This window comes from Haliscomenobacter sp., assembly GCF_965225875.1.
Lineage (GTDB): Bacteria > Bacteroidota > Bacteroidia > Chitinophagales > Saprospiraceae > Haliscomenobacter.
This window is the reverse complement of sequence record NZ_CBDDBS010000002.1, coordinates 1,705,417-1,727,325: the sequence shown is the minus strand read 5'-3', so window position 1 is coordinate 1,727,325 and position 21,909 is coordinate 1,705,417. Positions and strand designations below refer to the sequence as shown.

At 47.4% G+C, this 21,909-nt stretch carries 16 protein-coding genes; 10 read left to right on the top strand and 6 right to left on the bottom strand.

All coding sequences use genetic code 11. The annotated features are described in order from the left end of the window. Positions 1 to 128 precede the first annotated feature (128 nt). Both ACO08K_RS09670 and ACO08K_RS09665 read left to right on the top strand, forming a co-directional pair. Positions 129 to 3,254 carry an ATP-dependent helicase gene (locus tag ACO08K_RS09670; protein WP_421796192.1) on the top strand — a complete coding sequence of 1,042 codons (3,126 nt, stop codon included), beginning with the start codon at positions 129 to 131 and terminating at the stop codon, positions 3,252 to 3,254. Between the two features lie 591 nt (positions 3,255 to 3,845). After that, the gene (locus ACO08K_RS09665; protein ID WP_421796191.1) at positions 3,846 to 4,985 is read left to right on the top strand and encodes a dienelactone hydrolase family protein; all 1,140 of its coding nucleotides are present in this window, start codon (positions 3,846 to 3,848) and stop codon (positions 4,983 to 4,985) included. A 67-nt stretch (positions 4,986 to 5,052) separates the two neighbouring features. Here ACO08K_RS09665 and ACO08K_RS09660 read toward each other — a convergent pair whose 3' ends face one another. After that, entirely contained in the window at positions 5,053 to 5,757 is a 705-nt protein-coding gene (locus ACO08K_RS09660) for a rhomboid family intramembrane serine protease (RefSeq protein WP_421796190.1), read from the bottom strand. A gap of 275 nt (positions 5,758 to 6,032) precedes the next feature. Between ACO08K_RS09660 and ACO08K_RS09655 the strand changes: the two genes are divergently transcribed. Then, on the top strand, positions 6,033 to 7,217 hold the full coding sequence (locus ACO08K_RS09655) for a S8 family serine peptidase (RefSeq protein ID WP_421796189.1): 1,185 nt from the start codon (positions 6,033 to 6,035) through the stop codon (positions 7,215 to 7,217). Between the two features lie 105 nt (positions 7,218 to 7,322). On the opposite strand, the gene ACO08K_RS09650 is transcribed toward ACO08K_RS09655, so the two are convergent. Continuing rightward, the gene (locus ACO08K_RS09650; RefSeq protein ID WP_421796188.1) at positions 7,323 to 8,357 is read right to left on the bottom strand and encodes a phosphotriesterase family protein; all 1,035 of its coding nucleotides are present in this window, start codon (positions 8,355 to 8,357) and stop codon (positions 7,323 to 7,325) included. Positions 8,358 to 8,481: 124 nt separating this feature from the next. Here ACO08K_RS09650 and ACO08K_RS09645 point away from each other — a divergent pair, with 124 nt between their 5' ends. From ACO08K_RS09645 to ACO08K_RS09635, 3 genes are all read left to right on the top strand, one after another. Continuing rightward, complete coding sequence (locus ACO08K_RS09645) at positions 8,482 to 9,729, top strand: glutamate-5-semialdehyde dehydrogenase (protein ID WP_421796187.1); 1,248 nt, start codon at positions 8,482 to 8,484, stop codon at positions 9,727 to 9,729. Between the two features lie 169 nt (positions 9,730 to 9,898). Beyond that, positions 9,899 to 10,621, top strand: a complete 723-nt coding sequence (locus tag ACO08K_RS09640) for a YqjF family protein (RefSeq protein ID WP_421796186.1) — start codon at positions 9,899 to 9,901, stop codon at positions 10,619 to 10,621. 180 nt (positions 10,622 to 10,801) lie between these two features. Beyond that, positions 10,802 to 14,680: a T9SS type A sorting domain-containing protein gene (locus tag ACO08K_RS09635; RefSeq protein WP_421796185.1), complete on the top strand. Its 3,879-nt coding sequence runs from the start codon at positions 10,802 to 10,804 to the stop codon at positions 14,678 to 14,680. Positions 14,681 to 14,800: 120 nt separating this feature from the next. On the opposite strand, the gene ACO08K_RS09630 is transcribed toward ACO08K_RS09635, so the two are convergent. Both ACO08K_RS09630 and ACO08K_RS09625 read right to left on the bottom strand, forming a co-directional pair. After that, on the bottom strand, positions 14,801 to 16,228 hold the full coding sequence (locus ACO08K_RS09630; RefSeq protein WP_421796184.1) for an AAA family ATPase: 1,428 nt from the start codon (positions 16,226 to 16,228) through the stop codon (positions 14,801 to 14,803). A 134-nt stretch (positions 16,229 to 16,362) separates the two neighbouring features. Continuing rightward, complete coding sequence (locus tag ACO08K_RS09625) at positions 16,363 to 17,496, bottom strand: esterase (protein ID WP_421796183.1); 1,134 nt, start codon at positions 17,494 to 17,496, stop codon at positions 16,363 to 16,365. A 289-nt stretch (positions 17,497 to 17,785) separates the two neighbouring features. On the opposite strand from ACO08K_RS09625, the gene ACO08K_RS09620 reads away from it, so the two are divergent. Both ACO08K_RS09620 and ACO08K_RS09615 read left to right on the top strand, forming a co-directional pair. After that, a complete protein-coding gene (locus ACO08K_RS09620) occupies positions 17,786 to 18,358 on the top strand; it encodes a dihydrofolate reductase family protein (protein ID WP_421796181.1) in 573 nt (190 codons plus the stop codon). 326 nt (positions 18,359 to 18,684) lie between these two features. Then, positions 18,685 to 19,122 (top strand): DUF1801 domain-containing protein, encoded by a 438-nt coding sequence (locus ACO08K_RS09615; RefSeq protein WP_421796180.1) that lies wholly within the window; start codon positions 18,685 to 18,687, stop codon positions 19,120 to 19,122. A 92-nt stretch (positions 19,123 to 19,214) separates the two neighbouring features. Here ACO08K_RS09615 and ACO08K_RS09610 read toward each other — a convergent pair whose 3' ends face one another. Together ACO08K_RS09610 and ACO08K_RS09605 are read right to left on the bottom strand one after the other, a co-directional pair. Next, complete coding sequence (locus ACO08K_RS09610) at positions 19,215 to 19,688, bottom strand: DinB family protein (protein ID WP_421796179.1); 474 nt, start codon at positions 19,686 to 19,688, stop codon at positions 19,215 to 19,217. 24 nt (positions 19,689 to 19,712) lie between these two features. After that, a complete protein-coding gene (locus ACO08K_RS09605) occupies positions 19,713 to 20,153 on the bottom strand; it encodes an SRPBCC domain-containing protein (protein ID WP_421796178.1) in 441 nt (146 codons plus the stop codon). A 116-nt stretch (positions 20,154 to 20,269) separates the two neighbouring features. Between ACO08K_RS09605 and ACO08K_RS09600 the strand changes: the two genes are divergently transcribed. Further along, the gene (locus ACO08K_RS09600; RefSeq protein WP_421796177.1) at positions 20,270 to 21,250 is read left to right on the top strand and encodes a GlxA family transcriptional regulator; all 981 of its coding nucleotides are present in this window, start codon (positions 20,270 to 20,272) and stop codon (positions 21,248 to 21,250) included. Positions 21,251 to 21,419: 169 nt separating this feature from the next. Continuing rightward, the gene (locus ACO08K_RS09595; protein WP_421796176.1) at positions 21,420 to 21,875 is read left to right on the top strand and encodes a GyrI-like domain-containing protein; all 456 of its coding nucleotides are present in this window, start codon (positions 21,420 to 21,422) and stop codon (positions 21,873 to 21,875) included. Positions 21,876 to 21,909 lie beyond the last annotated feature (34 nt).

Genomic DNA, 21,909 nt, shown 5'->3' with positions numbered 1-21,909 from the left:
TAGGCGCAAAAAAGCTACTGCCATAGAGCGATCTCCAAATTTCCCCAAAATCCTTAACTTACCACCCGAAAAGAAGATGAAAGCCCTGCCTCTTTCATCTTTCATCTTTCATCTTTCATCTTTAATTAATGCAGTACACCGAGTCTTTCCTTCGTGAGTTAGAAAAACTCAATCCTGCCCAGCGTTCCGCCGTTGAGCAGATTGAAGGGCCGGTGATGGTGATTGCGGGGCCGGGCACAGGGAAGACGCATATTTTGGCCTCGCGAATCGGTAAAATCCTGATCGAAACCGATACCCAGCCACAAAACATCCTTTGCCTCACCTTTACCGACGCCGGGGTGACGGCCATGCGCGAACGCCTGCTGCAACTCATCGGGCCGGATGGACACCGGGTACACATTTACACCTTTCACTCCTTTTGCAACGCGGTCATCCAGGACAACCTCGAACTGTTTGGTCGCCAGGATTTGGAGCCCTTGGGGGATTTGGAAAAAGTCGACCTCATCCGCAGCTTGCTCGACCAACTGGATGTAGAGCACCCGCTCAAACGAGGCCAAAGCGACATCTACTTCTACGAAACCCACCTGCAAGACTTTTTTCAGCGTTGCAAAATGGAAGACTGGACGGCGGAGTACGTCATCCAGCAAATTGATACCTGGTTGGCCAGTTTGCCCGAACGCCCCGAATACCGCTACCAGCGCAAGCAGGGCGATCACCAAAAAGGCGACCTGAAGGAAGCTAAAATCAAGGAAGAGCAAATCCGCATGCAACGCCTGCGTGCCGCCGCCGAGCTCTACCCGCGTTACGAAGCCGCCAAACAAGCTGCGCGCCGCTACGATTACCAGGACATGATCCTTTGGGTGCTCCGCGCCTTTGAAACCCACGAGTACCTCCTGCGCAGCTACCAGGAGCGCTACCTGTACGTGTTGGTCGATGAATACCAGGACACCAACGGTTCCCAAAACGAAATCCTGCTGCAACTGATCAACTACTGGGAGACCCCCAACGTGTTTTTGGTGGGCGACGACGACCAGTCGATTTTTGAGTTTCAAGGTGCCCGCCTCAAAAACCTCACGGATTTTTATACCCGCTACGAAAAGGATTTGCACACGGTGGTGCTGAGCGACAACTACCGCTCCGTCCAGCCTTTTTTGGACAGCGCCGGGCAACTCATCCAACACAACCAACTGCGGGTTATCCAGCAATTGCAGGCACTGGGTTTGAATAAAAACCTCAAAGCGGCTGCCGCCAAAGGGCAAAACCAGCCCCACATCGTGGAATACCCCAACCGCATCAGCGAAGAAAGTGACATCGTGCGGCAGATCGAACAGCTGCAAAAAAGTGGCATTCCACTCCAGGAAATCGCGGTGATCTACGCCCAACATCGGCAGGTGCGCAATTTGCTGGGTTTGTTGGAAAAAAAAGGCATCCCTTACCTCACCCGTCGGGATGTGAACATCCTGGAATTGCCGCTGATCCAACGGCTGCGCAACTTGTTGGACTACCTGCACCACGAAACCTTACAGCCGCATTCGGGGGAGCAGAAGTTGTTTCAAATCCTGCACGCGCAGTTTTTGGGCATTCCCCCAGTGGAATTGGCGCGGCTGAGCACCCACTTGTCGCGCTTTCCTACCGATGCCCGCCCACCCTGGCGCGAGCTGCTGCTGGATCAAGGTGCCTTGTCGGAACTGAATCTGGAACATGCCAATACCCTGAGTAACTTCGCCATTTTGCTGGAGGAGCTCATCAGCGATAGTTTGAATGAACCCTTGCCCGTTTTATTGGAAAAATTGCTGAACCGCTCGGGCTTCCTGCAATTCATCCTGGCGCAGCCCAATCACGCCTGGCAAATCCAGGTGCTGCACACTTTTTTCCAATACGTGCGCGAAGAATGCCAGCGCCATCCGCACTACAGCCTTGGCGAGCTGCTACACAACCTGCACCGTATGGAGGCCAATCGCCTGCCCCTGGCCCTGAGCCGCCTGAGCGACGATCAGGTGGGGGTACAACTCCTGACGGCGCATGGCGCGAAGGGTTTGGAGTTTAAGGCTGTCTTTATGCTGGATTGTGTCAAAGACTATTGGGAGCCTTCCAATGGGCGCAACAGTTACCGCTTCTCCTTGCCGGAAACTTTGACGTATTCGGGAGAAGAGGATGCTACCGAGGCGCGGCGCCGCCTGTTTTATGTAGCGATGACCCGGGCCAAAAGCTTTCTACACCTGTCTTACGCCCGGCAGGACGATACGGAGAAAGAATTGCAACGGGCCTTGTACATCGACGAGTTGTTGAGCACCGAGGCGCTGAGTTTGGAACAAAAAGTGCTGCCTGCTGCCGAGATCCTGGGTACTCAATTGCTGCGCTTGCAGGAACAGGAAAAGCCGAAAATCGCGCCGCAGGATCGGGGTATGGTGGAGGCGCTGCTGCGCGACTTCCGCATGAGCATTTCGGCCTTGAACACTTTTTTGAATTGCCCCCTGGCTTTTTATTACGAATACATCCTGAAGGTGCCGGGCTTGCACAACGAGGCCACGGCTTATGGCACTGCGGTACACAATACCTTGCAACGTTTGTTTTTGCGCATGTTGGCCTCCCCGCAACGGCTCTTCCCCTCGGAAAAAGAACTGCTCTACTTCTTCGAACAGGAACTGAACCGCCAACGCCAACAACTCTCCAACGCCTCCTTCGAGCGTCGCCTGGAACTGGGTAAACGCCAACTGAGCCGCTACTACAACTATTACTACGGCCGCTGGCACAAACGGGTGAAGGTGGAATACACCATCCGCCAGGTGGAGGTCGACGGCGTACCGCTCACGGGCACCATCGACAAAATTGAATACTACGACCAGCTCCGCGTGGGCATCATCGACTACAAAACGGGCAGCCACGATACCAGCAAACTACGCCGACCCAGCGATACCAACCCCCACGGCGGCAGCTACTGGCGGCAACTGCTTTTTTACAAACTGCTTTTTGAACATTTCGACCGCTCGTCCCGCCGGGTCACCTTCGGCGAAATCGCTTACCTGGACCCTACGCCGGATGGGCAATTCCCAGTGGTACAATTGAGCTACACTGCGGATGATACAGCCTTTATGCGGCAAATGATCCGGGAAGCCTACGCGAAAATCCGCAAGCAGGAGTTTTATGAGGGCTGCGGGAAGCCGAATTGTGCCTGGTGTAATTTTGTGAAACGGGAAGGGGGCGTGGATCGAATTGAAAGGGTTGTGGTGGGGGAGTTGGATGATGAGGGGTAGTGAGAGTTGCCTAAGAACTTGTTGTCTCGTCCTAAAATTAAAGGCTTGTCCTAAAAGTTTACATTCACCTGGCGATCCGGAATAAAGCAGCAGAGCCTCAGGAAATGACCTGCGGCTATGCCGCTGGTCGTAAACCTGGAATTTGGGCAATGAATGCAAAAATCGAATGCCCCAATTTCCCCCTTTCCTCCAGAAAAGTGTGTCACGCCTCATTTTTTCGTACGAAATAATGTAAAGGCTCAATGCCATGCTGGGAAATGCCCAACCGAAAGCCTTCAAGCGCCATCCGTACCCCAATGAGCCGTTTTCGAGCACAAGACTGGATGATGAACATCCCACTCTACGGGATTGCTGGCATCTAAACCGAACGAACTTTCAAGTGATGAATCGACAAAAAACTATACTGGTACTGGCGGTTTATGGGATCAGCAAAGGCAGACATACAACGCTTTCTCCTTGGCGTCAGTCTTTTCCCCGCAAGTTCAGCACCACTTTAGTAGTGGGGCAAAAATTAATGTCCATTTTTCTTAAGCTATAGGATTAGATAAGACACTTAAATTGAACCGTTTCCTTATCTAATCCTATGGCAAAATGAACATTTATTTTTTTATCGCCCTTAGACCTGCTGGGCCAAACTTTCTTCCGGAAAGACAAACATTAATGATGAAGATTTTACCCGTATCCATCTTGCTACTCTTTTTGGTAGGCTGCTCTGGCAAAAGGAATGCTGAAACGGAAGTGTATTTTGCAGGATTCAAAACCATTCAAACGCGAGACAAATCAAGACTTTACAAGCCCGGTACTGACACTACCGACTACCTGCATTTCCGGCCACTTGACATTGACATTTGGTATCCTGCACATCAACCATCCGCCAGGGACAGCTCGCTTTTGTTTCGCAACATTTTGGGACTTTTGGAACAAAGGGCAAATTACTACACGGCATCAAATGCTGGAAATGGGCTCACCCAGCAGGTAGCCCAATATTTTTGCGATGGTTTTAAGTGTTCTGATTCGCTGAAAGTGCTGAATTTTAAAACCCAGACCTTCAAAAATGCTAGAGCAGTAGCTGCCAAGTTCCCTTTGGTGGTCTATCTTTCCGCATACAACGGGATGAGTTATGAAAATTTTACCTTGTTTGAAACACTGGCAAAAAAGGGGTTTGTGGTGGTTTCGATCAGTTCCATCGGGCGTTTTCCTGGCGATATGACCATGAAGAAGGAAGATTTATTGGAACAAATAAACGATGCAATCTTTTCCATCAATACCTTGAAATCGAGCACAAATATTGACTTTACTAAAATTGGAATAGTGGGGTATAGTTGGGGCGGGCTTGCCGGTTCAATATTGGCAACTAAAATTCCCAATGTTGCTTGTGTGGTCTCTCTCGACGGTTCAGAGTATCATCACTATGGGCAACAAAAAGAAGAAAATGCCGATTTTGATGGAATAAGATACAGTCAGGATTTTAAAAATAGGAGTATTTCGGTTCCTTATCTTCGTTTGGAAAGTTCAACTTTAGAGACTGATGAAAAAGTAGATTCGGTCTATAATTTTTCAGAGAAACTTACGGGTGAGCAGCAAATAGTAAAGATCGATGCGGCACAACATGAGGATTTTAGTTGCCTCCCATTGGTCGTAAAAACATCGGGAAATTGTAAGCTGAATAAACAAGATCAAACCATTTCAACATCAACCATAAGTTTTTTGGAGAAGCATTTGAAGCGCTGAAAGCTACTGTTCATAAAGTCCTTCGATTCTGAAATACAAAAATGTCCAGTAATGCTGCCAACCCCACCTACCGAAACCACTCATTATCCCTCGTCTCCTTTTCCCGCTCCGACTTTGTTTTCAAAAACGCATCGCGGTTCAAAAAGAACTGTTCCTGGTTGTAGGTTGGGTCATTTTCCCAGGAGGGGATTTGCCGATGTTCGTCACGTTCAATTGAATTTTTGAACAGAAAGGAAGCAAATACCCCGACTACTGCGCCCAACAAATGGCTTTCCCAACTCACGCCTTCCTGGCCGGGGAAAATGCCATAAACCATCGAGCCGTAATAAAAACCTACGATCAGGGCGAGGGCGATCGATTTGAGGTTGCGCCGGAAAATGCCGTTGAACACCACAAAAGCGGCCAGACCATAAATCACCCCGCTGGCGCCAATATGGAATACGGGACGACCAAATACCCAAACTGCAGCCCCAGTGAGCAAATAGATCAGCGAGATACTGGAGATGGCCACCGATCGATAAAAAAACAGCACCATGGCACTCAGCACAAACAAGGGTGGTGTATTAGACAACAAGTGTGGAAAATCGGCGTGGATCAGCGGCGCAGTAATGACTCCCGGCAATCCAAAGGTCTCCCGGGGGTAAATGCCCCAACTGCCCAGATTCAAATTTAAAATGCTTTGGGCAAAATGGATCAGCCAAATGCCCACCACAAATTTGAAGGGAAGCGAAAGGCTTTCGTATACGCGATGTTGGACAGCTTTTTTTGACATGGTTTCCTTTTTCAAAGATGCATTATGCAGATTTTAACGGATAGATGCAAGGAAAAGTTTTTGGGCATAGCCTGTTCGGGATTTTGGATAAAAAAGCCATTTCAATAGACGACTTTAGCATTTCACTGACAAAACTTTAAGCTTTCCTTTTTATCCCCAAAATGGGAATTGTCGTTTTAAAGTCGAAGTAATCACATCCAACCATCTAATTGAGTACATGCAGCACCCCTTTACCCTTATGTGAGCGTTTGATTCACCCGATAAAAAGGATAATTATGTTAAGGGTAACTTTTTTAACGGTCATGCTGCTGGGCTTATGGGCTTGTACCCCCGATGCTGACGACAGTTTAACGACCACCCCCGTCGAGTCCGATGATTGTTTGGTCAAAGCTTCGGCCAGTAGTGGCGCCATCATTGTGGATACTTATATTGTAGTGATGAAAGAAGGTAGTTTGCGCAGCAGTGCCACTACAGCGTCGGTACAAGCACAAGCCGAAGACCTCATGCGACGCTACAGTAGCACAAGTGAAGAAAATATCGAAAGCAGTTTTCATGGTGCTGCCATCGATGGCTTTGTGGCCCAACTCAGTGAAGCCACTGTGCAACGTTTGCAAAATGACCCTGCCGTTGATTTTGTTGAACCCGACCGCATCCTGGGCCTTTGTGCCTGTGTAGAACTGGTGAGCGCCCGGCAAGTGGTGTGGAATGTGCGCAAAACGGGCTATGGCAATGGCCTCAATTTCAGTGATAAAACCGTCTGGATCATCGATTCTGGCGTCGATTTGGATCATCCCGACCTCAACATTGATACCGAACGCAGCCAATCCTTTGTGTCTGGTGAAACCACGGTGGATGACGTGAATGGACATGGTACCCACGTGGCGGGCATCATCGGGGCGTTGAACAACAACCTGGGCGTTTTGGGCGTCGCTTCGGGTGCCCACATGGTGGCGCTCAAGGTGTTGGACAAAGATGGAGAAGGCCGGGTTTCGGATATCTTGCGTGCCGTAGCATATGCCAGCCAGAATGGCCAGGCGGGCGATGTGGTCAACATGAGTCTGGGCGGCGAAGGCACCTCTCTGGCATTGGACCGCGAAATCCGCGCTGCTGCTGATAAAGGTATCCTTTTTGCCATTGCTGCTGGGAATGAGGGTGAAGCTGCATCTGCATATTCACCAGCCCGGATCAACCACAGCAATGTTTTTACGGTATCGGCGGTGGATAGTACGGATACTTTTGCCAGTTTTTCCAATTTTGGCAATGATGTGGTGGATGTGGCGGCTTATGGGGTAAGAATTACTTCTACTTGGTTGAATGGGCGGTATGCGATTGCTTCGGGTACTTCGGCGGCGGCGCCGCATGTGGCGGCATTGTTGTTGATTCGAGGGGTGAGGATACCGACCAGGGGAACGGCTAAAAATGACCCGGATGGGGTGGCTGATCCCATTGCGAGAGAATAACTCGCTCCTGAAGTGCCCCTTCAGTGCCTTAGGTTTCTTAGGTGGTTAAAAATCTTTTTCTTCACCACCTAAGAAACCTAAGGCACCGAAGGTACACCTCAGTAGTTATTTTCTAAGCGCCCTTACCCTGATTTTAAAAGCCTCCTGCGGGTTTTTCACCAACATCAATTCAATTTCTTTTTCCGAAAAACCCCGCTCCCGCAAAACAGGCAAAAGGTGGGTAAAAATCAAAGTGTAAGGCTGAAAGCGCCCACCGCCCGGCACCCCATGCGTATACCAGCCCGCATCGTGCGACAACAAAACCCGCTTCAAACAGCCCGCCACCTTCAACGCCTCAATGGCCTTGACATAATTCATCAAGGCCGTAGAATCACCGCCTCGTTCAGCTGGATTCACCCAACCCAGGCCATCCAACGAAATCCAGGCTCCTTTTTTGGCCAAGGCTATCCGTACTGCATCGGTACCACCTTGGGCGTGCGTCCACACCCAGGCATTAAGGGCTACACCTGCCTGCTCCAAGATCTCCACCTGTTGCAAAGCCAATGGATCAGGGCCAGTATGGGCCACAATCGTCAGGCCGCTGCGCAAGTGGGTTAGTGCTGCGGCGCGTACGATTTTGGCATCAATCTCGGAAAGTGTTGATTCTCCATCTACCCCAATTTTGATGAAGCCAGGCCGGATGGAGGTGCCATCAATGCCATTTTTAAATTCATCCAGCCAGCGCTCGGCAATTTGTTCCACCGTTTCAGTATAGGCACTGGCAGGGATGTGTTGGTCACCTCTTGCTCCATAATAACCTGTATTGCTCAAAAACTGCAGTCCGGTGCTATCTGCCAAACGCGCCAGTAGTTTGGGGTTGCGGCCAATGTAGTGGGGGGTGCATTCCAAAATGGTTTTGACGCCATATTTTTGGGCGGCCCTCAAATAAGGCAGGATGACAGTTACTGCGGAGTCGTTGTTCCAGATTTCTGGCCGGGTTTTTTCTGCGCCTGACCAATCGAGAAACACGTGCTCATGGATGAGGGTGAGGCCCATTTTGGAGGGGGAAATGCTGCCGCCTATGGTTTGGATTTTTTGTGCATTCAGCACGGTTAGGCTAAGGCAGAGCAAGATGGAAAGTGAGGTAAAATGGCTGAACATGGCGGTCTTTTTGGTTTTGGACAGTAGATTTAAGGTGAATTTGGGTAAATTTTTTAGATTCATTGACCCTGACTGGAAACTTTTTGCTCCTATTTTTGGCTTTTGATTAAAACTACTTTTAGCAATGGACAGCATCCTGGAACAACTCCACGCCACCCGTCAGGCGGCCCGCAAACTGAATCAACTCAGCAATGCGGACATCAATACCATTCTAAACCGCCTGGCCGATGCCTGTGTCGCTCAAACTCCCGCTCTTTTGGCCGCCAATCAACAGGACCTGGAACGCATGGACCCCGCAGATCCCAAGTACGACCGCCTTTTGTTGAACCCCCAACGCCTCCAGGACATTGCCAACGACATTCGCAAAGTAGCTCAATTGCCTTCACCACTGGGGCAGGTATTGGAAGAAAAAACCTTGCCCAATGGTCTGGAGATCAAAAAAATAACGGTGCCCATGGGCTTGATTGGCATCGTGTACGAATCCCGGCCCAATGTAACCTTCGACGTATTTGCCCTTTGCCTCAAATCGGGGAATGCAGCTGTGCTGAAAGGTAGCCGCGATGCCCATTTTTCCAATCTGGCCATCGTTGGCCTGATCAAAAACATCCTGGCTGATTACCAGCTGGAACAAACGGTGTATCTCGCCCCCAGCGAACGGGAAGCTCTTTTGCCCATTCTGACCGCCAACCAATACATCGACCTGGTGATTCCCCGAGGCAGCCAGGGGCTGATCGATTTTGTGCGCAAAAACGCTACCGTACCCGTTATCGAAACCGGAGCGGGTATTGTTCATACCTATTTTGATGCCAGTGGCGACCTGGCCAAAGGCAGTGCCATCGTGCACAATGCCAAAACCCGGCGGGTCAGTGTGTGCAATGCCTTGGACACTTTGATCATCCACGAAGCTAGGTTGGGTGATTTGGCTGCCTTGTTGCAACCTTTGGCCGCCAGCCAGGTGGAATTGTTCGCCGACGAGGCAGCACTGGCGCAACTGGAAGGCCATTACCCTGCCGGGTTGTTGTCCTTAGCCACGGAGGCGCATTTTGGGACCGAGTTTTTATCCTACAAAATGTCGGTAAAAACCGTGGCCAACCTGCAAGCTGCCCTGGACCACATCGATCAGTATTCCTCCCGCCATAGTGAAACCATCGTAGCGGAAGACCCGGATGTGCAAGCGCAGTTTTTGCGGGATGTGGACGCAGCGGTGGTGTACACCAATGCTTCTACGGCTTTTACCGATGGTGCTCAATTTGGGATGGGCGCCGAAATTGGCATCAGCACCCAAAAGTTACACGCCCGTGGGCCGATGGCTTTGCCGGAGTTGACCAGTTACAAGTGGGTGGTGAAAGGGGATGGACATATTCGGGCGTAGTTTTTTTGCCACAAAGACACAAAGACACAAAGACACAAAGAAATAAAGGATGGTTATATTGTAACTTAGTGTCTTAGTCCCTTAGTCCCTTTGTGCCTTTGTGCCTTTGTGGCTTTGTGGCTATACTTAAAAATAAGCCCTGCCGTAGGCAGGCCCTCAAATTTTTACCATGCAAAATCCCTTCCTTACGGCCGAATGGCGTCGCCTTCTGATGTTCAATTACGCCGTTGATCCAGCGGTACTGGTGCAATACCTGCCAGCCGGAGTGGAACTGGATTTGTGGAATGATACCTGCTACGTCAGTTTGGTGGGCTTCCGGTTTATGAATACCAAAGTGCTGGGGATGGGTTTTCCCGGGCATAGGCATTTCCCGGAAATCAACCTGCGTTTTTACGTGCGGTATCAAGACCCCGAATTGGGTTGGAAAAGGGGCGTAGTATTCATCCGCGAGTTGGTACCCGTACCCACCATCACCTGGGTAGCCAATACCTTATACCGTGAGCGTTACAAAACGGTACCCATGCAGTACCGATGGAATGAAACGCCCGGACAGCTACAAGTTGAATATTCCTGGAGGCAACAAGGCCGTGAACATCGTTTTTCCACCATTGCTGATGCTCAAGGCGTCGATTTGGTTCCTGGCAGCGAAGCAGAATTCATTACTGAACACTATTGGGGCTACGCTCGCTGGGATGCACAACAGACGATGGAGTATGCCGTAGAGCACCCGCGCTGGCAAACGTATGCGGCACAAACTTTTGAATGCACTGTTGATTTTGGTGCAGCCTATGGCACAGAATTTGCCTTTTTAAATGGCCTCGAACCCAAGTCGGTGTTTTTGGCCGAAGGCTCGGAAATAGCGGTAGGCAAAGGGAGTTTATTGAAAAAATAGTGAGCTTGAATTTTTTTTGAAAAAACTTCGCAAACGAGCGTAAGAAACCAACGGCTTTGGAGATGAGTAGATGAAGCCTACTTATCAGACTTTATGAACAAAAGCTCAATTGGCCAGCACAAGGTTTTTTTGAGCTTCAATTTAGAAAGTCTATTTCGTCCAAATTTTAATTCCATGAACATGAAAAAGTTCCAAAGCCGTTTGATGTTAGTGCTCTTTTACCTCCTGATGTTGAGTGTTCCGAGCACCTTGTTGGCTCAAGTCCAACCTACCGTAACCAATACCGCTACTGCCAACGGGTTTGCGGTGAAGAAACAAGTCAGCAACTCTACTGTACCTTCGGGCGTCGTTTTTACCTACACCATTTTTTACACCATTCCGGCTGGGGCCACCAGCATCGCCATCACCGATCAGGTGCCAAGTAGTTTGGTGATTGATGGGGTTATTCCGGGTTCCGGTTGTGGTACCCCAGTGGTAAGTGTGAGTGGCAACCTAGTGACTTACAGTCTCGCTTCGGTAAGCTCCGGTTGTAGCGGCACTTTCCAAATCAACGTTCACTTCCCGGCGGGCACCACTTGCCCCGGCACAACCGCACGCAACCAGATATGCCTGGAAGCCAAAAACCAATCCAAAATTTGCACTGATTTTATCTCTACGACCGCTACTGCAAATAACCCCTTTGCCGTAAGTAAAGGTGTGACAGGTTTGTCCTGGAACCCTCAAAACAACGGTTGCCAATACATCATGGCGCTGGGCGGTAATGTTACCTATAACCTGATCGTGTACAAAGCCAGTCCTTACCAAGGCAACGACGATGGCCAAATCAACCTGAACAGCGCTGTTGTTACTGACGTACTACCTGCCGGTGCAACCTTGGTTTCCAGTACTTGCGGCATCACCCAAAGTGGCAACACCCTTACCTGGAACGTTGGCAACCTCAACGCCGCCAACCCCTGGGTGTATCAGGTTTGTCAAGTGACAGTGAATTACCCAGCAGCTTCTTTCCCAGTGGGTACTCAAATTCCCAATACTGCAACACTTTCCGGTACCAATGTTTGTAACCAACAATTCAGTGCCAACAGCAACACCACTTGTGTACAGGTTGCTGCGCCAATCAGCTCCGGTACTTTTAGCAAAGGTTTGTACCTGAACAACAAAATGCCTGGCTGCCAGGGCATTTACTACCTGACTACTTGCAACAATGGCAACACCCCGCTGACTTTTTCGGTACAAGACGTATTGCCCGCAGGTGTTACGGTTAACTCAATTGTATTCAACGCTTCTGCTCCCGTTACTGCCTCCGCTACTCTGGCCAATAGTTCGGTTTCTACCATTGCCAGCAGCCAAACGGGCAACATCAACTGGACCGCTCCAATCGGCAGCCCGGTGGCAAGTTTGAATTTTAGCCAAACTGGCCTGGCCGCTTCGGCCTGTTTACAAATCCAGATTTACTTCACCATCAATTCGAACGTAGCGCCCAATACAACCATTACCAACTGCGCCAATCTGACGTCAAGCCAAATTCCTAATCAACAAAGCTGCGTGAGTTTTGTCACTTCCACTCCTGCGCCGGATTTGTGCTTGTACAAAGAAATTTGCAGCCCCCAAGTGGCTTATCAACCTGGCAATACCTTCCGCTATCGTTTGCGGGTACAAAACATTGGTTCCCAAAACGCCACCAACTTCAACCTCAGCGATATCCTTGACCCCAGTTTGACCTATGTCGGCAACCAAATTGCCTATTCCAGCAACAATTACAATCCTGCCTGCGGTGGGGTAGGAGCAACCCCCTGGGCAATTAGCAGCCCCAGTGTTAGTGGCCAAACCCTGAACTGGAACAACCTGAACATCGCCGCCGAATGCCAGGACTTTTACTACGCCAATTGTGGGGTGTACGGCACCCAGGGCGTGACTTTTTACTTCATCGAATTTGATGTGCAAGTAGCGGCTGACGCAGCGAGTGGCATTGTTCCCAATACTTTCAAAGGCTCTGGCGGCAACCTGCCCGTTGGTGAAACTTCCAACGTGGTGTACACCATCATCAACGTAACCCATGGCACTGAACTGACCAAAGAAATCAGCAAAGACAACGTGACCTGGGCAAACAGTACGACAACAACCGCTGGTGGTAGCCTTTGGTACCGTTTGAACATTAAAAACACCGGTACTGGCCCATTGTACGATGTGCGCAAAGTTGACTTGCTGCCGATGAACGACGGTGCCAACGACTGGAGAGTGATGAATCGCTCTTTGACCCGTGGCTCACAGTTTGGCGTGAGCAACCCGACTGGCTATGCCTATGCGGTTGTTGCTACACCTCCCGCAACGGGCACCGCAGGTACCATGGCCGGAAACAACCTGAGTATTCTGAACTCGATGGGGATCAACATCGGCAGCACTGCCGACGCCTGGCCTTTCACTGGATCTGGCAACAACGTAGGCATTGGTTTCGGGGCGGCTTATGGCCTGATCAGTGGTGGTACCTTGCGCTCCAGCTTCAAGGTGACTACAGCTGCCAATGCTCAAACCAACCAGCAAGCTTGCAACGATTTTGTATCCCGTGGTTCGGGCAAATACATCATCAACGGCAACCTGACTTATACCCCGCTGACCCCGGCGGCTTCCAATACCGTTTGCGCCTCTGTAGTATCGAGTGGTTGCTGCGAAAAAACGACCCTACAAGCCATCCAGGGCAAGTGCTGCCTGAAACTGGTTACCCCTTGTGAAGTCAAACTGATTCAGGTTACGGTGCAAGGTGGAGTGATCAGCAGTGCCAACTGGAACTGTGCGGCTAGCCTGGGCGCTTACCAAGGCCAAAGCAACTTCAACTTCATCCCGAATGGTTGCGCACCTACAATGGACATGTGTTTTGACGCCAGCCCCAACAATACCACTGGCAGTATGGTGGTCATGTTCAGCATCACTTTTGCCAATGGAGAACAGTGCTTCAAAGAAATCAAACTGGACGGTTGCAAACCACAAAAACCTAGTGATTGCTGCGGCGAATGGGACTTGGTGTTCAAGAGCTCTCATTTCAAAAAGACTGGCATTTTCACTTATACGAATCCTTCTACCAAGCCAATTTGCTCGGTGAATATTCTCGCAGCGGCTGGGTTGAGCGCCGGAAGTTACACAGTGGATGGTGGTTTGTCTCAACCAATGACCAGCACCAGCCTGATTTCCCTGAGCCCTCCTGCTTACAATAGCCTGGTATTCTGGGTGAGTGCAAGTGTGACCTATGGCAGCAACATCGTTTTGCAAGTGAACTACTGCGATGGCACCTTCTGCCGCGATACCCTGAAGTGGAAAGGCAACATCATCAACCACGACGTGCCTACGCTGAGCCACGCCATCCAGTCGAAATTGTACGCAGTGCGTTTGCAAGCCGATCCTAATTCAAAGTACCACAGCGAAATTGCGGCCATGGCCGTGAGCCTGGATCAAACCGATCCTGGTACTGGTCGCTTGTCTTCTGCGCCCTACATTTTTGCTGCAAATGCTGGAAAAATTGAAGGTGAAGGCCTGCGTGATGATCAAAACTGTGCAGTCAACACTTCGATGGGTACCGATTATGTGTATAGCAGCTTCCCATCGGTGGAGGATCTGGAATACTGTGGAACGGCTATCGAAAAAGGTATCTCCCTGGTGATTGCCGACAACAGTGGTGCCAAAACCGCACCTACCTTGCTGATCACTTACTTTGATGCTGAAGGCAATATCCTCAGCACCCGCAAGTTCAGCAACTACATCAGTGGCGACATCAGCACCTCAGCGGTTGACCTCAAAAACAACGAAACCGACTTCGTACAACTGAGTGTGTATCCCAATCCGGCCAAAGAACAAGCTACCTTGACTTATGCCTTGGGCCGCTCGCGTACCTTGAAAATTGACCTTTACGATTTGAATGGCAAATTGGTTCAAACCCTGGATCAAGGGCAACAAACCGAAGGTTTCCACAAATTGAATGTGAATACGAGCACTTTGCCTGCTGGCATGTACTTCATCCGCTTGTTGAGCGATGGATTGGTACAGACGCAGAGGTTGAGTGTGGTGAAGTAGCAAATGATAACCCATTGTGGGATAAGACGAAAAACCCTACGGGGTGGATAGGTAGGTAAATTGATCCCGCAGCGCGAGGGGCGCTGCGGGATTTTTTTGTTGAAAAAGCTTACCTCAGGTTCAAAACAACCGCTCCAAACTTACCTCCGAATGAATCTCCTCCCGATAATAAGCATTTTGTAGTGCAGGGTAAGTTGTCAAAAGAGTAGTCACCACCGATTTTTTAGTACGAGTTAGGTGTTGGAAAACCGTACGCCTTCTCCTCAAAACAGCAGTATATTCCTTGGTCAATACAAATTCATCATTGGTGTATTTGGCTTCGCAAAGATTGATGATGCCATCGTTCCGATCGATGATCAAGTCGATCTGTACACCAGGTAGTTCATCATTTCCTTTAAAATGGAAAGAGGAAGCTTGGGTGTAAATGCCACTAATACCTAATGCTTCGTGGATCGGTTTGAGGTGGGTTAAGCAGATATTTTCAAAAGCATATCCCATCCAGGATTGGTAGCTCGCCCCATTAGAAAGACTTTGCCAGACATTGGTACGGTCGCTGACGTTCCCATTGATAAATTTTAAGAAAAAAATGCTGTAAAAATCAATGACCCGGAATACCGATTCTCTAGTTTTTTTGCCAAAAGGCCGTAGCGCTTTAACAAAACCACAATCGATCAGTTGATCCAATGTGCGGGCAAAAGAGCCACCATTGTTTACCTTAATCTGCTCCAGCAATTGATTGCGGGTCATTCCATAAGGATGTTTGGCCAAGGTCTCGATGATTTGAATGTGGTTTTCAGCATGTTTGAAAAGAGACTGAAAAAGTGGCCTGAATTCGGTAGCCAAGAGCCCATTTTGTTCGAAACAAAGCTGATCAATCACCTGAGGCACACTTTTACCTTGTTCAACTGCCTGCCAATAATAGGGTACTCCGCCCATCACCATGTACAATTGGGCAATTTGGTATTGGGTGAATTTCAGGTTTTTGAATTGACAAAAAGCTTTGGTCTCGTTAAGTGTAAAAGGTTTTAATTCAATACGTTTGGTGATGCGATTGTGTAAGCCTCCTTTGTCATTCAGCAATTTGCGCAATATCCATGATGCTGCCGAACCACAGGTCATCAGAATCAAATTGTTCATACGAGACGCATGCTGATTCCAAAAATAGGCTAAAGCTGAGACAAAGCCTGCACCGGTTCGGTCAAGCCAAGGGAGTTCATCAATAAAAACAACTATTTTTTCAGGGCTTACCGGCATAGCCAGAAGGAAGTCAGTAAGTAAATGGAAGGCCTCGGACCAGTTTTTAGGCTTTTTGCGATTTTCTGCTAAAGCCCAAACCCGTTTTAATTCTTCGTAAAAATTATTGAGTTGTGTAGCTGTCTCCGTTTCATAGGAACCTGTAAAGCTGAAAACAATACGGTCTTTAAAAAACTCTCTTACCAAATAGGTTTTCCCAACCCGACGGCGCCCATAAACTACTCCAAACTCAGCTTGGTTGGATTGAAGTAATTTCTGAAAAGTTTCTTGTTCTTGTGTTCGACCTATGATCATTGTGGGTTAATTTTGGAAATAAGCCTCTAAAATTTAGGCTTATTTCCAAAATTAAACCCAATTTTGGAAATATCTATCTTTTTGAGCTACTTATTTCCAAAATTAGCCTTGAATCGAAGCACAAAAACGCATTCCTAAAACAACATCGGCGCAAATAGGCTCAAATAAGTCCGCCAATTCGCCCAAGTGTGTCCACCCCCGTTTTCAAAATACTCATGCTTGATTCCGGTTTTATTCAGCATGTCCAAAAGGCGTTTATTCGATTCCATGACGAAGTCATCTTTGCCACAGGCAACCCAGTATTTATTGAAACCCGCCTTTTTAAGCGCCATAAATTTGGCCTCCTGATCTGGGCTTGGCTGAAAGATCCCGCTGCTAAACACTCCGATGTACCCAAACACCTCCGGGTATTCGATGGATGCAGTGATGGTGTGCATGCCCCCCATCGATAAACCGGCAACGGCCCGGCTTTCCTTGGCGGCTTTTACGCGGTAATTTTTTTCAATATAGGGGATAACATCCTTGACCAGGCTCCCTTCAAATAGTCCCGCATACTTCATGAATGTTTCACGGGTAATTACAGGCGCGTTGGCTGCAGTGCGCAGTGATGAGGTCTGAAAAGCATTTCCATTGGTCATCACCACAATCATCGGCTTGGCTTTGCCTTGGGCAATGAGGTTATCCAAAATATAGTTTGCCCGCCCCAAAGAAGTCCAGGCATCTTCATCGCCACCGCCGCCGTGCAAGAGGTACAATACCGGATATTTGTCTTTGCTGCTATCATAACCGGGAGGCGTATACACGTACATTCTACGATTAAGATTGAGCGAAGGAGAATTGTACCACACCTGCGACAATGAGCCATGAGGAACATCATTCACCTCAAACAGTTTTGAACCCTCGCCTGGAACCAGAAGCATGCTAGCATAACGCACACCATCTCGTAGCGCATGAGCATTTTTGGGGTCAATGGTGCTTACGCTATCAATAAAAAAATTATAGTGATACATACTGGGCTCCAATGGACCAACCGTTACAGACCATACATTGTCTGCACCTTTGATCAACGGAGTTGTCTGGCCAAATCCCATCCAGCTTCCATTGATCGTAACCGACTGGGCCTTGGAGGAGTGAACTTTAAATGTTACTTTGTTATCCGCCTCCACCACCGGGGAGTTGAATTGTGGGCCACGTTGTTGGCCAAGTTCCTGCGCCATTACCAAACTGTAGGTAAGCAAGGAGAGCAGAAGCAAACTGATTTTTTTCATGTTGACGATCATTTTATAGGATTGTAAGTAACAAAGGTGGGAAGAAATATAGTTTCCTGTGCATCCTAATTACTTGATCCATCGACTATTTTGCCTGATTTATCTAATATCCTTTGAGTGGAATTTTTTACTTGATAAAACAGGTAGCCTTATATTGGCATTTCAACATTTTTACCTTCGGAAAACCCGAAAGAATGCTGATTCAAAACAAACGCGCCAACCTTACCTCCGAATGAATTTCTTCCTATAATTTCGCATTGCACTACAGGTAACCCTCAAAACAGCAACAATGAGAAAAATAATTTCTTTTATGCACCTATCCCTGGACGGTTTTGTAGCAGGCCCGAACGGAGAAATGGACTGGATTAAAGTGGATCAAGAAATTTTTGATCACGTCGGTAAGCGGATTAGCGAAGGCGATACTGCATTATACGGGCGGGTAACTTATCAGATGATGGAAAGTTACTGGCCTACCGCCGCAGACCAACCGAACGCGTCCAAACACGACATAGAACATTCAAAGTGGTATAAGCAGGTGCACAAAATTGTTTTGTCAAAAACGCTGGAAGATTCTGGTCTAACCAATACAAAAATCATTAGCGATAGCCTCACGGACAGCATCAATGCAATCAAACAACAAGCAGGAAATGAGATTTTGCTTTTTGGTAGCCCGACGGCAACCCATGCACTGATTCAACAAAACTTGATTGACGGCTACTGGCTCTTTGTCAATCCAATTGTTCTTGGGCGAGGCATTCCATTGTTTGTAGACATCCAGGATAAAATAAAACTCAACCTGGTGACTACCCGGCCATTTAGTTGTGGGGTGACGGAATTGAATTACACAGTGGACAGGGAATAATGACCCATTTTATGAGTATCCATGTACCATGGGCGGAATGAGGGTTAAAAACACAAGATTCCGCCCGGTATACAAAATTTATTGGGCGGAATATATGCGAATCGTAGTGCATTCCGCCCAAGAAGGGTCAATAGTTGGCTTCAACTTGATTTTTTTACGCGTTAAAGCCAACTATACACCGTGTCCGCAATTTTGCGAATAATCGATGTATTAAACCAATTGGGAAAGAAGCAGGGGAACAAACTTGAAAAAAGTATCTTGCAACAAACAAACGAAGGCGGGCGAAATGTTAACTATGAATTAGTCAACTTCCACAACACCACAAAATGAACAACCCAAGACCCATTCATCCAGACTTCCAATCCTTGTTGGATTTTAAAGACCAGAGGCTTATAGGTCTATTCACCGATTTGCGTCAATACATCCTGGAACTATATCCCGACAGTAATGAACTCCTTTATCATACCCACGCCTTGACGGCCGTTTTTTCGATTTCTGACAAACTCTCCGACGCATTTTGTATGCTGCCCATATACAGCAATCATTTGAACCTGGGCTTTAACAAGGGAACCCTATTGAAAGACCCTCATAAACTCCTGACTGGAACGGGCAATTTGATCCGCCACATCGACGTAAAAGAAGCGAGTGATTATAGAAACCCGAAGGTGGAAGCCTTAATTCTGGAAGCCATTGACTTTGCCATCAAGGACATGGACAAAGCGACAAAATCAATTGCCAGGACCATTTCAAAAATCAAAAAATGAAAATAAGCCTTGCCAACCCCAACTGGCTTAACGGCCTTCAACCCCAAATCGAAGCTCCAAAAGTCTATTTTTTAAAAGTTTTATAAGTATGCTTATTCCTTAAGAATTAACTGTTTTAAGGAGATTATTTTTCCCGTATGGTAGCCTTCATGATAAAGCAAAAATTCCAGGGCATCATCAATTGTAAGCACTTCTATTCCATAAACCCTTTCAATATTTTCAGACTTGATGTATTGGTTAAAATCTTTGATGTGGTAATCGGTCTGCATGTTTTCGATCGTGCTTAAAGCCAGGTCTTTCAGGTTCTCAACATCGGTTGCAGTGATGTATCCATCGGGCCGGCTATTGGGCAAAAATGGCGTGATGTACTTTTCGTCAATGGTAAAAGGCAAACCAGCCCTCTTGTAAAAAATCATTTGAGCAGAAGCAATCAAATGACCCAAATTCCAGATGATGTTGTTGTTGAGCCCTTGCGGGATTTCATTGAGTTGCTCAATGCTCAAGGTTTCAATATTCTGAAGAATGAACTTTCTAAAGTGATGAATTTTTTGGATGTGCTTGTTCATGTTGGTTCAATATAATGTAAATAATCAGATAGCCACATTTACCAATGGCGACAGGAATTTTTCCAGATAGGCGCTCCAGCCATTTGAACAGGCTTCGTAACATTCTATCTCGGGTACCAAGCCTTCATGTGTAAAACGTACTTCGGTTTCATTTCCCTTTTCGGCAAATTCAAAGCACAATTTTGAACCAGTCCATTCATCCTTTTTTTCAATAAAAGACAGCTTGCTTTCGGTCACCAGCCAAACGATCTTTTGATTCAAAATGAGCTCAACCAGTTTTTGTCTGGAATAATGCAGCCCATCACCTGCCAGGAAGTCAAATTCATCACCCAGTTTGTCAGCACTGCCTTCAATTTTTTCGGAATACAAGCCCGACCACCATCCGCGAACATCGAGTATTTTTTGGAAAATGATGGCAGGAGCATCAGCTACCAACCAGGTTCTGGAATAATTTTGATTGTTCATGCTTTTTTGTTTTCTGCAAAATTAGAGTCTAAATATCACCTATGTAAGGTGCGAAATAGACATTTTCACGGGTTGATTTAGACACTTAAATACAATAGTTTTGTCTCTAAAAAAGGATGAAACAAGTCACCATTTTATACCCTCAGGAGCAAAGCGCTTTAAGTACAGTGGCTTGTGTAGTAGGTGCAGTTGAAGTATTTGCAAAGGCTGAAGATTATTGGAGAAAACAGGGTCATGCGCAAAAGTACAAGGTGATGATAGCCGGTACGGCTACAAAAGAGGAATTTATAAAAGGGATGGTGGCCATCAAAACTCATTCACATTTTTCACAAATCAATACTACCGACCTGATTATTATCCCGGCCGCCACTCCTGCCGCCAACCCCAATAATCAAGCGATGCTCGACTGGATCAAGCAGCAGTATAAAAAAGGAGCAGAAATAGCAAGTATGTGCTCTGGTGCCTTCATTTTAGGTTCGTCTGGCGTATTGGATGGGAAACGTTGTTCCACGCATTGGTCGCTTACCGACCGGTTCAGGGAAATGTTTCCGAAAGTGAATTTATGCGCCGACAAATTGATCACCGATGAACACGGCATCTATACCAATGGTGGAGCCTACTCTTTTTTAAATTTGATGATCTACCTCATCGAAAAATTTTATGATCGGCAGACCGCCATCTATTGCTCCAAGGTCTTACAAATTGAATTAGACCGGAACAGCCAATCGGAGTTTAGCATTTTTACGGGCCATAAATTACATGGAGATGAGATGATTCAGGAAGCTCAGAAGTACATGGAGAGTAATGCTGAAGAAAAGTTATCCATTGAAGAAATTTCTTCCAAATTTGCCATTGGTCGCAGAAGTTTCGACCGCAGGTTTATAAAAGCCACGGGAGTCACTCCCTTGGAATATTCCCAAAGGGTAAAAATTGAACTCGCCAAAAAAGCTTTGGAAAGCAGCCGCAAAAACGTCAATGAAGTGATGTACGAGGTGGGTTATTCCGACGTAAAAGCGTTTAGAGAGGTGTTCAGAAAATTTACAGGGATGTCTCCCCTGGAGTATAGGGGAAAATACAACAAGGATGCAATGGTTTAAGACGCTGTTTGAATTTATAAAAGGAAGCTATTTCAAGCTAAATGAGGCATAAAAAACCTGGAAAAGTTCATACTTGAAAGCAAATATTTTGATGGCTTTTAACGCTAATCAAAGCGGAAAGGGTAGTTTTGGCACTGCCTAAACTTTCAAAAATAAAAAAAATAAAACCATGACAACAGGATTCAAAATCATCGGAATCTCTACGAGAACAAGCAACAAAAACAACCAATCGCAAGAGGATTTGGGCAATCTTTGGGGGCGTTTTTTTGCGGAAAATATCCTGGAGAAAATTCCCAACAAGCTTTCATTCGAGATCCTTGCGATCTATACGGATTATAAAAGCGATTACACAGAAGAGTACACTACCATAATTGGCGTTCCGGTAACAACACTGGAGGAAATTCCGAGCGGCCTCATTGGTCGTGAATTCCCTTCCGATAATTTTCAAAAATTTAATGCCAAAGGAGAAATGCCTAAAGCGGTAATTGATGTTTGGTTAGATATTTGGCAACGCGACCAGGAGCTCAAACGAAAATATACTTATGATTTTGAAGTGTACGGACCGAACTCTCAAAATGGTGAAAACTCCGAGGTGGAGATTTATTTGGCGGTAGCTTCGCATTAAAGGATTCCACATCATTTACCACAAAAGTCCTTCA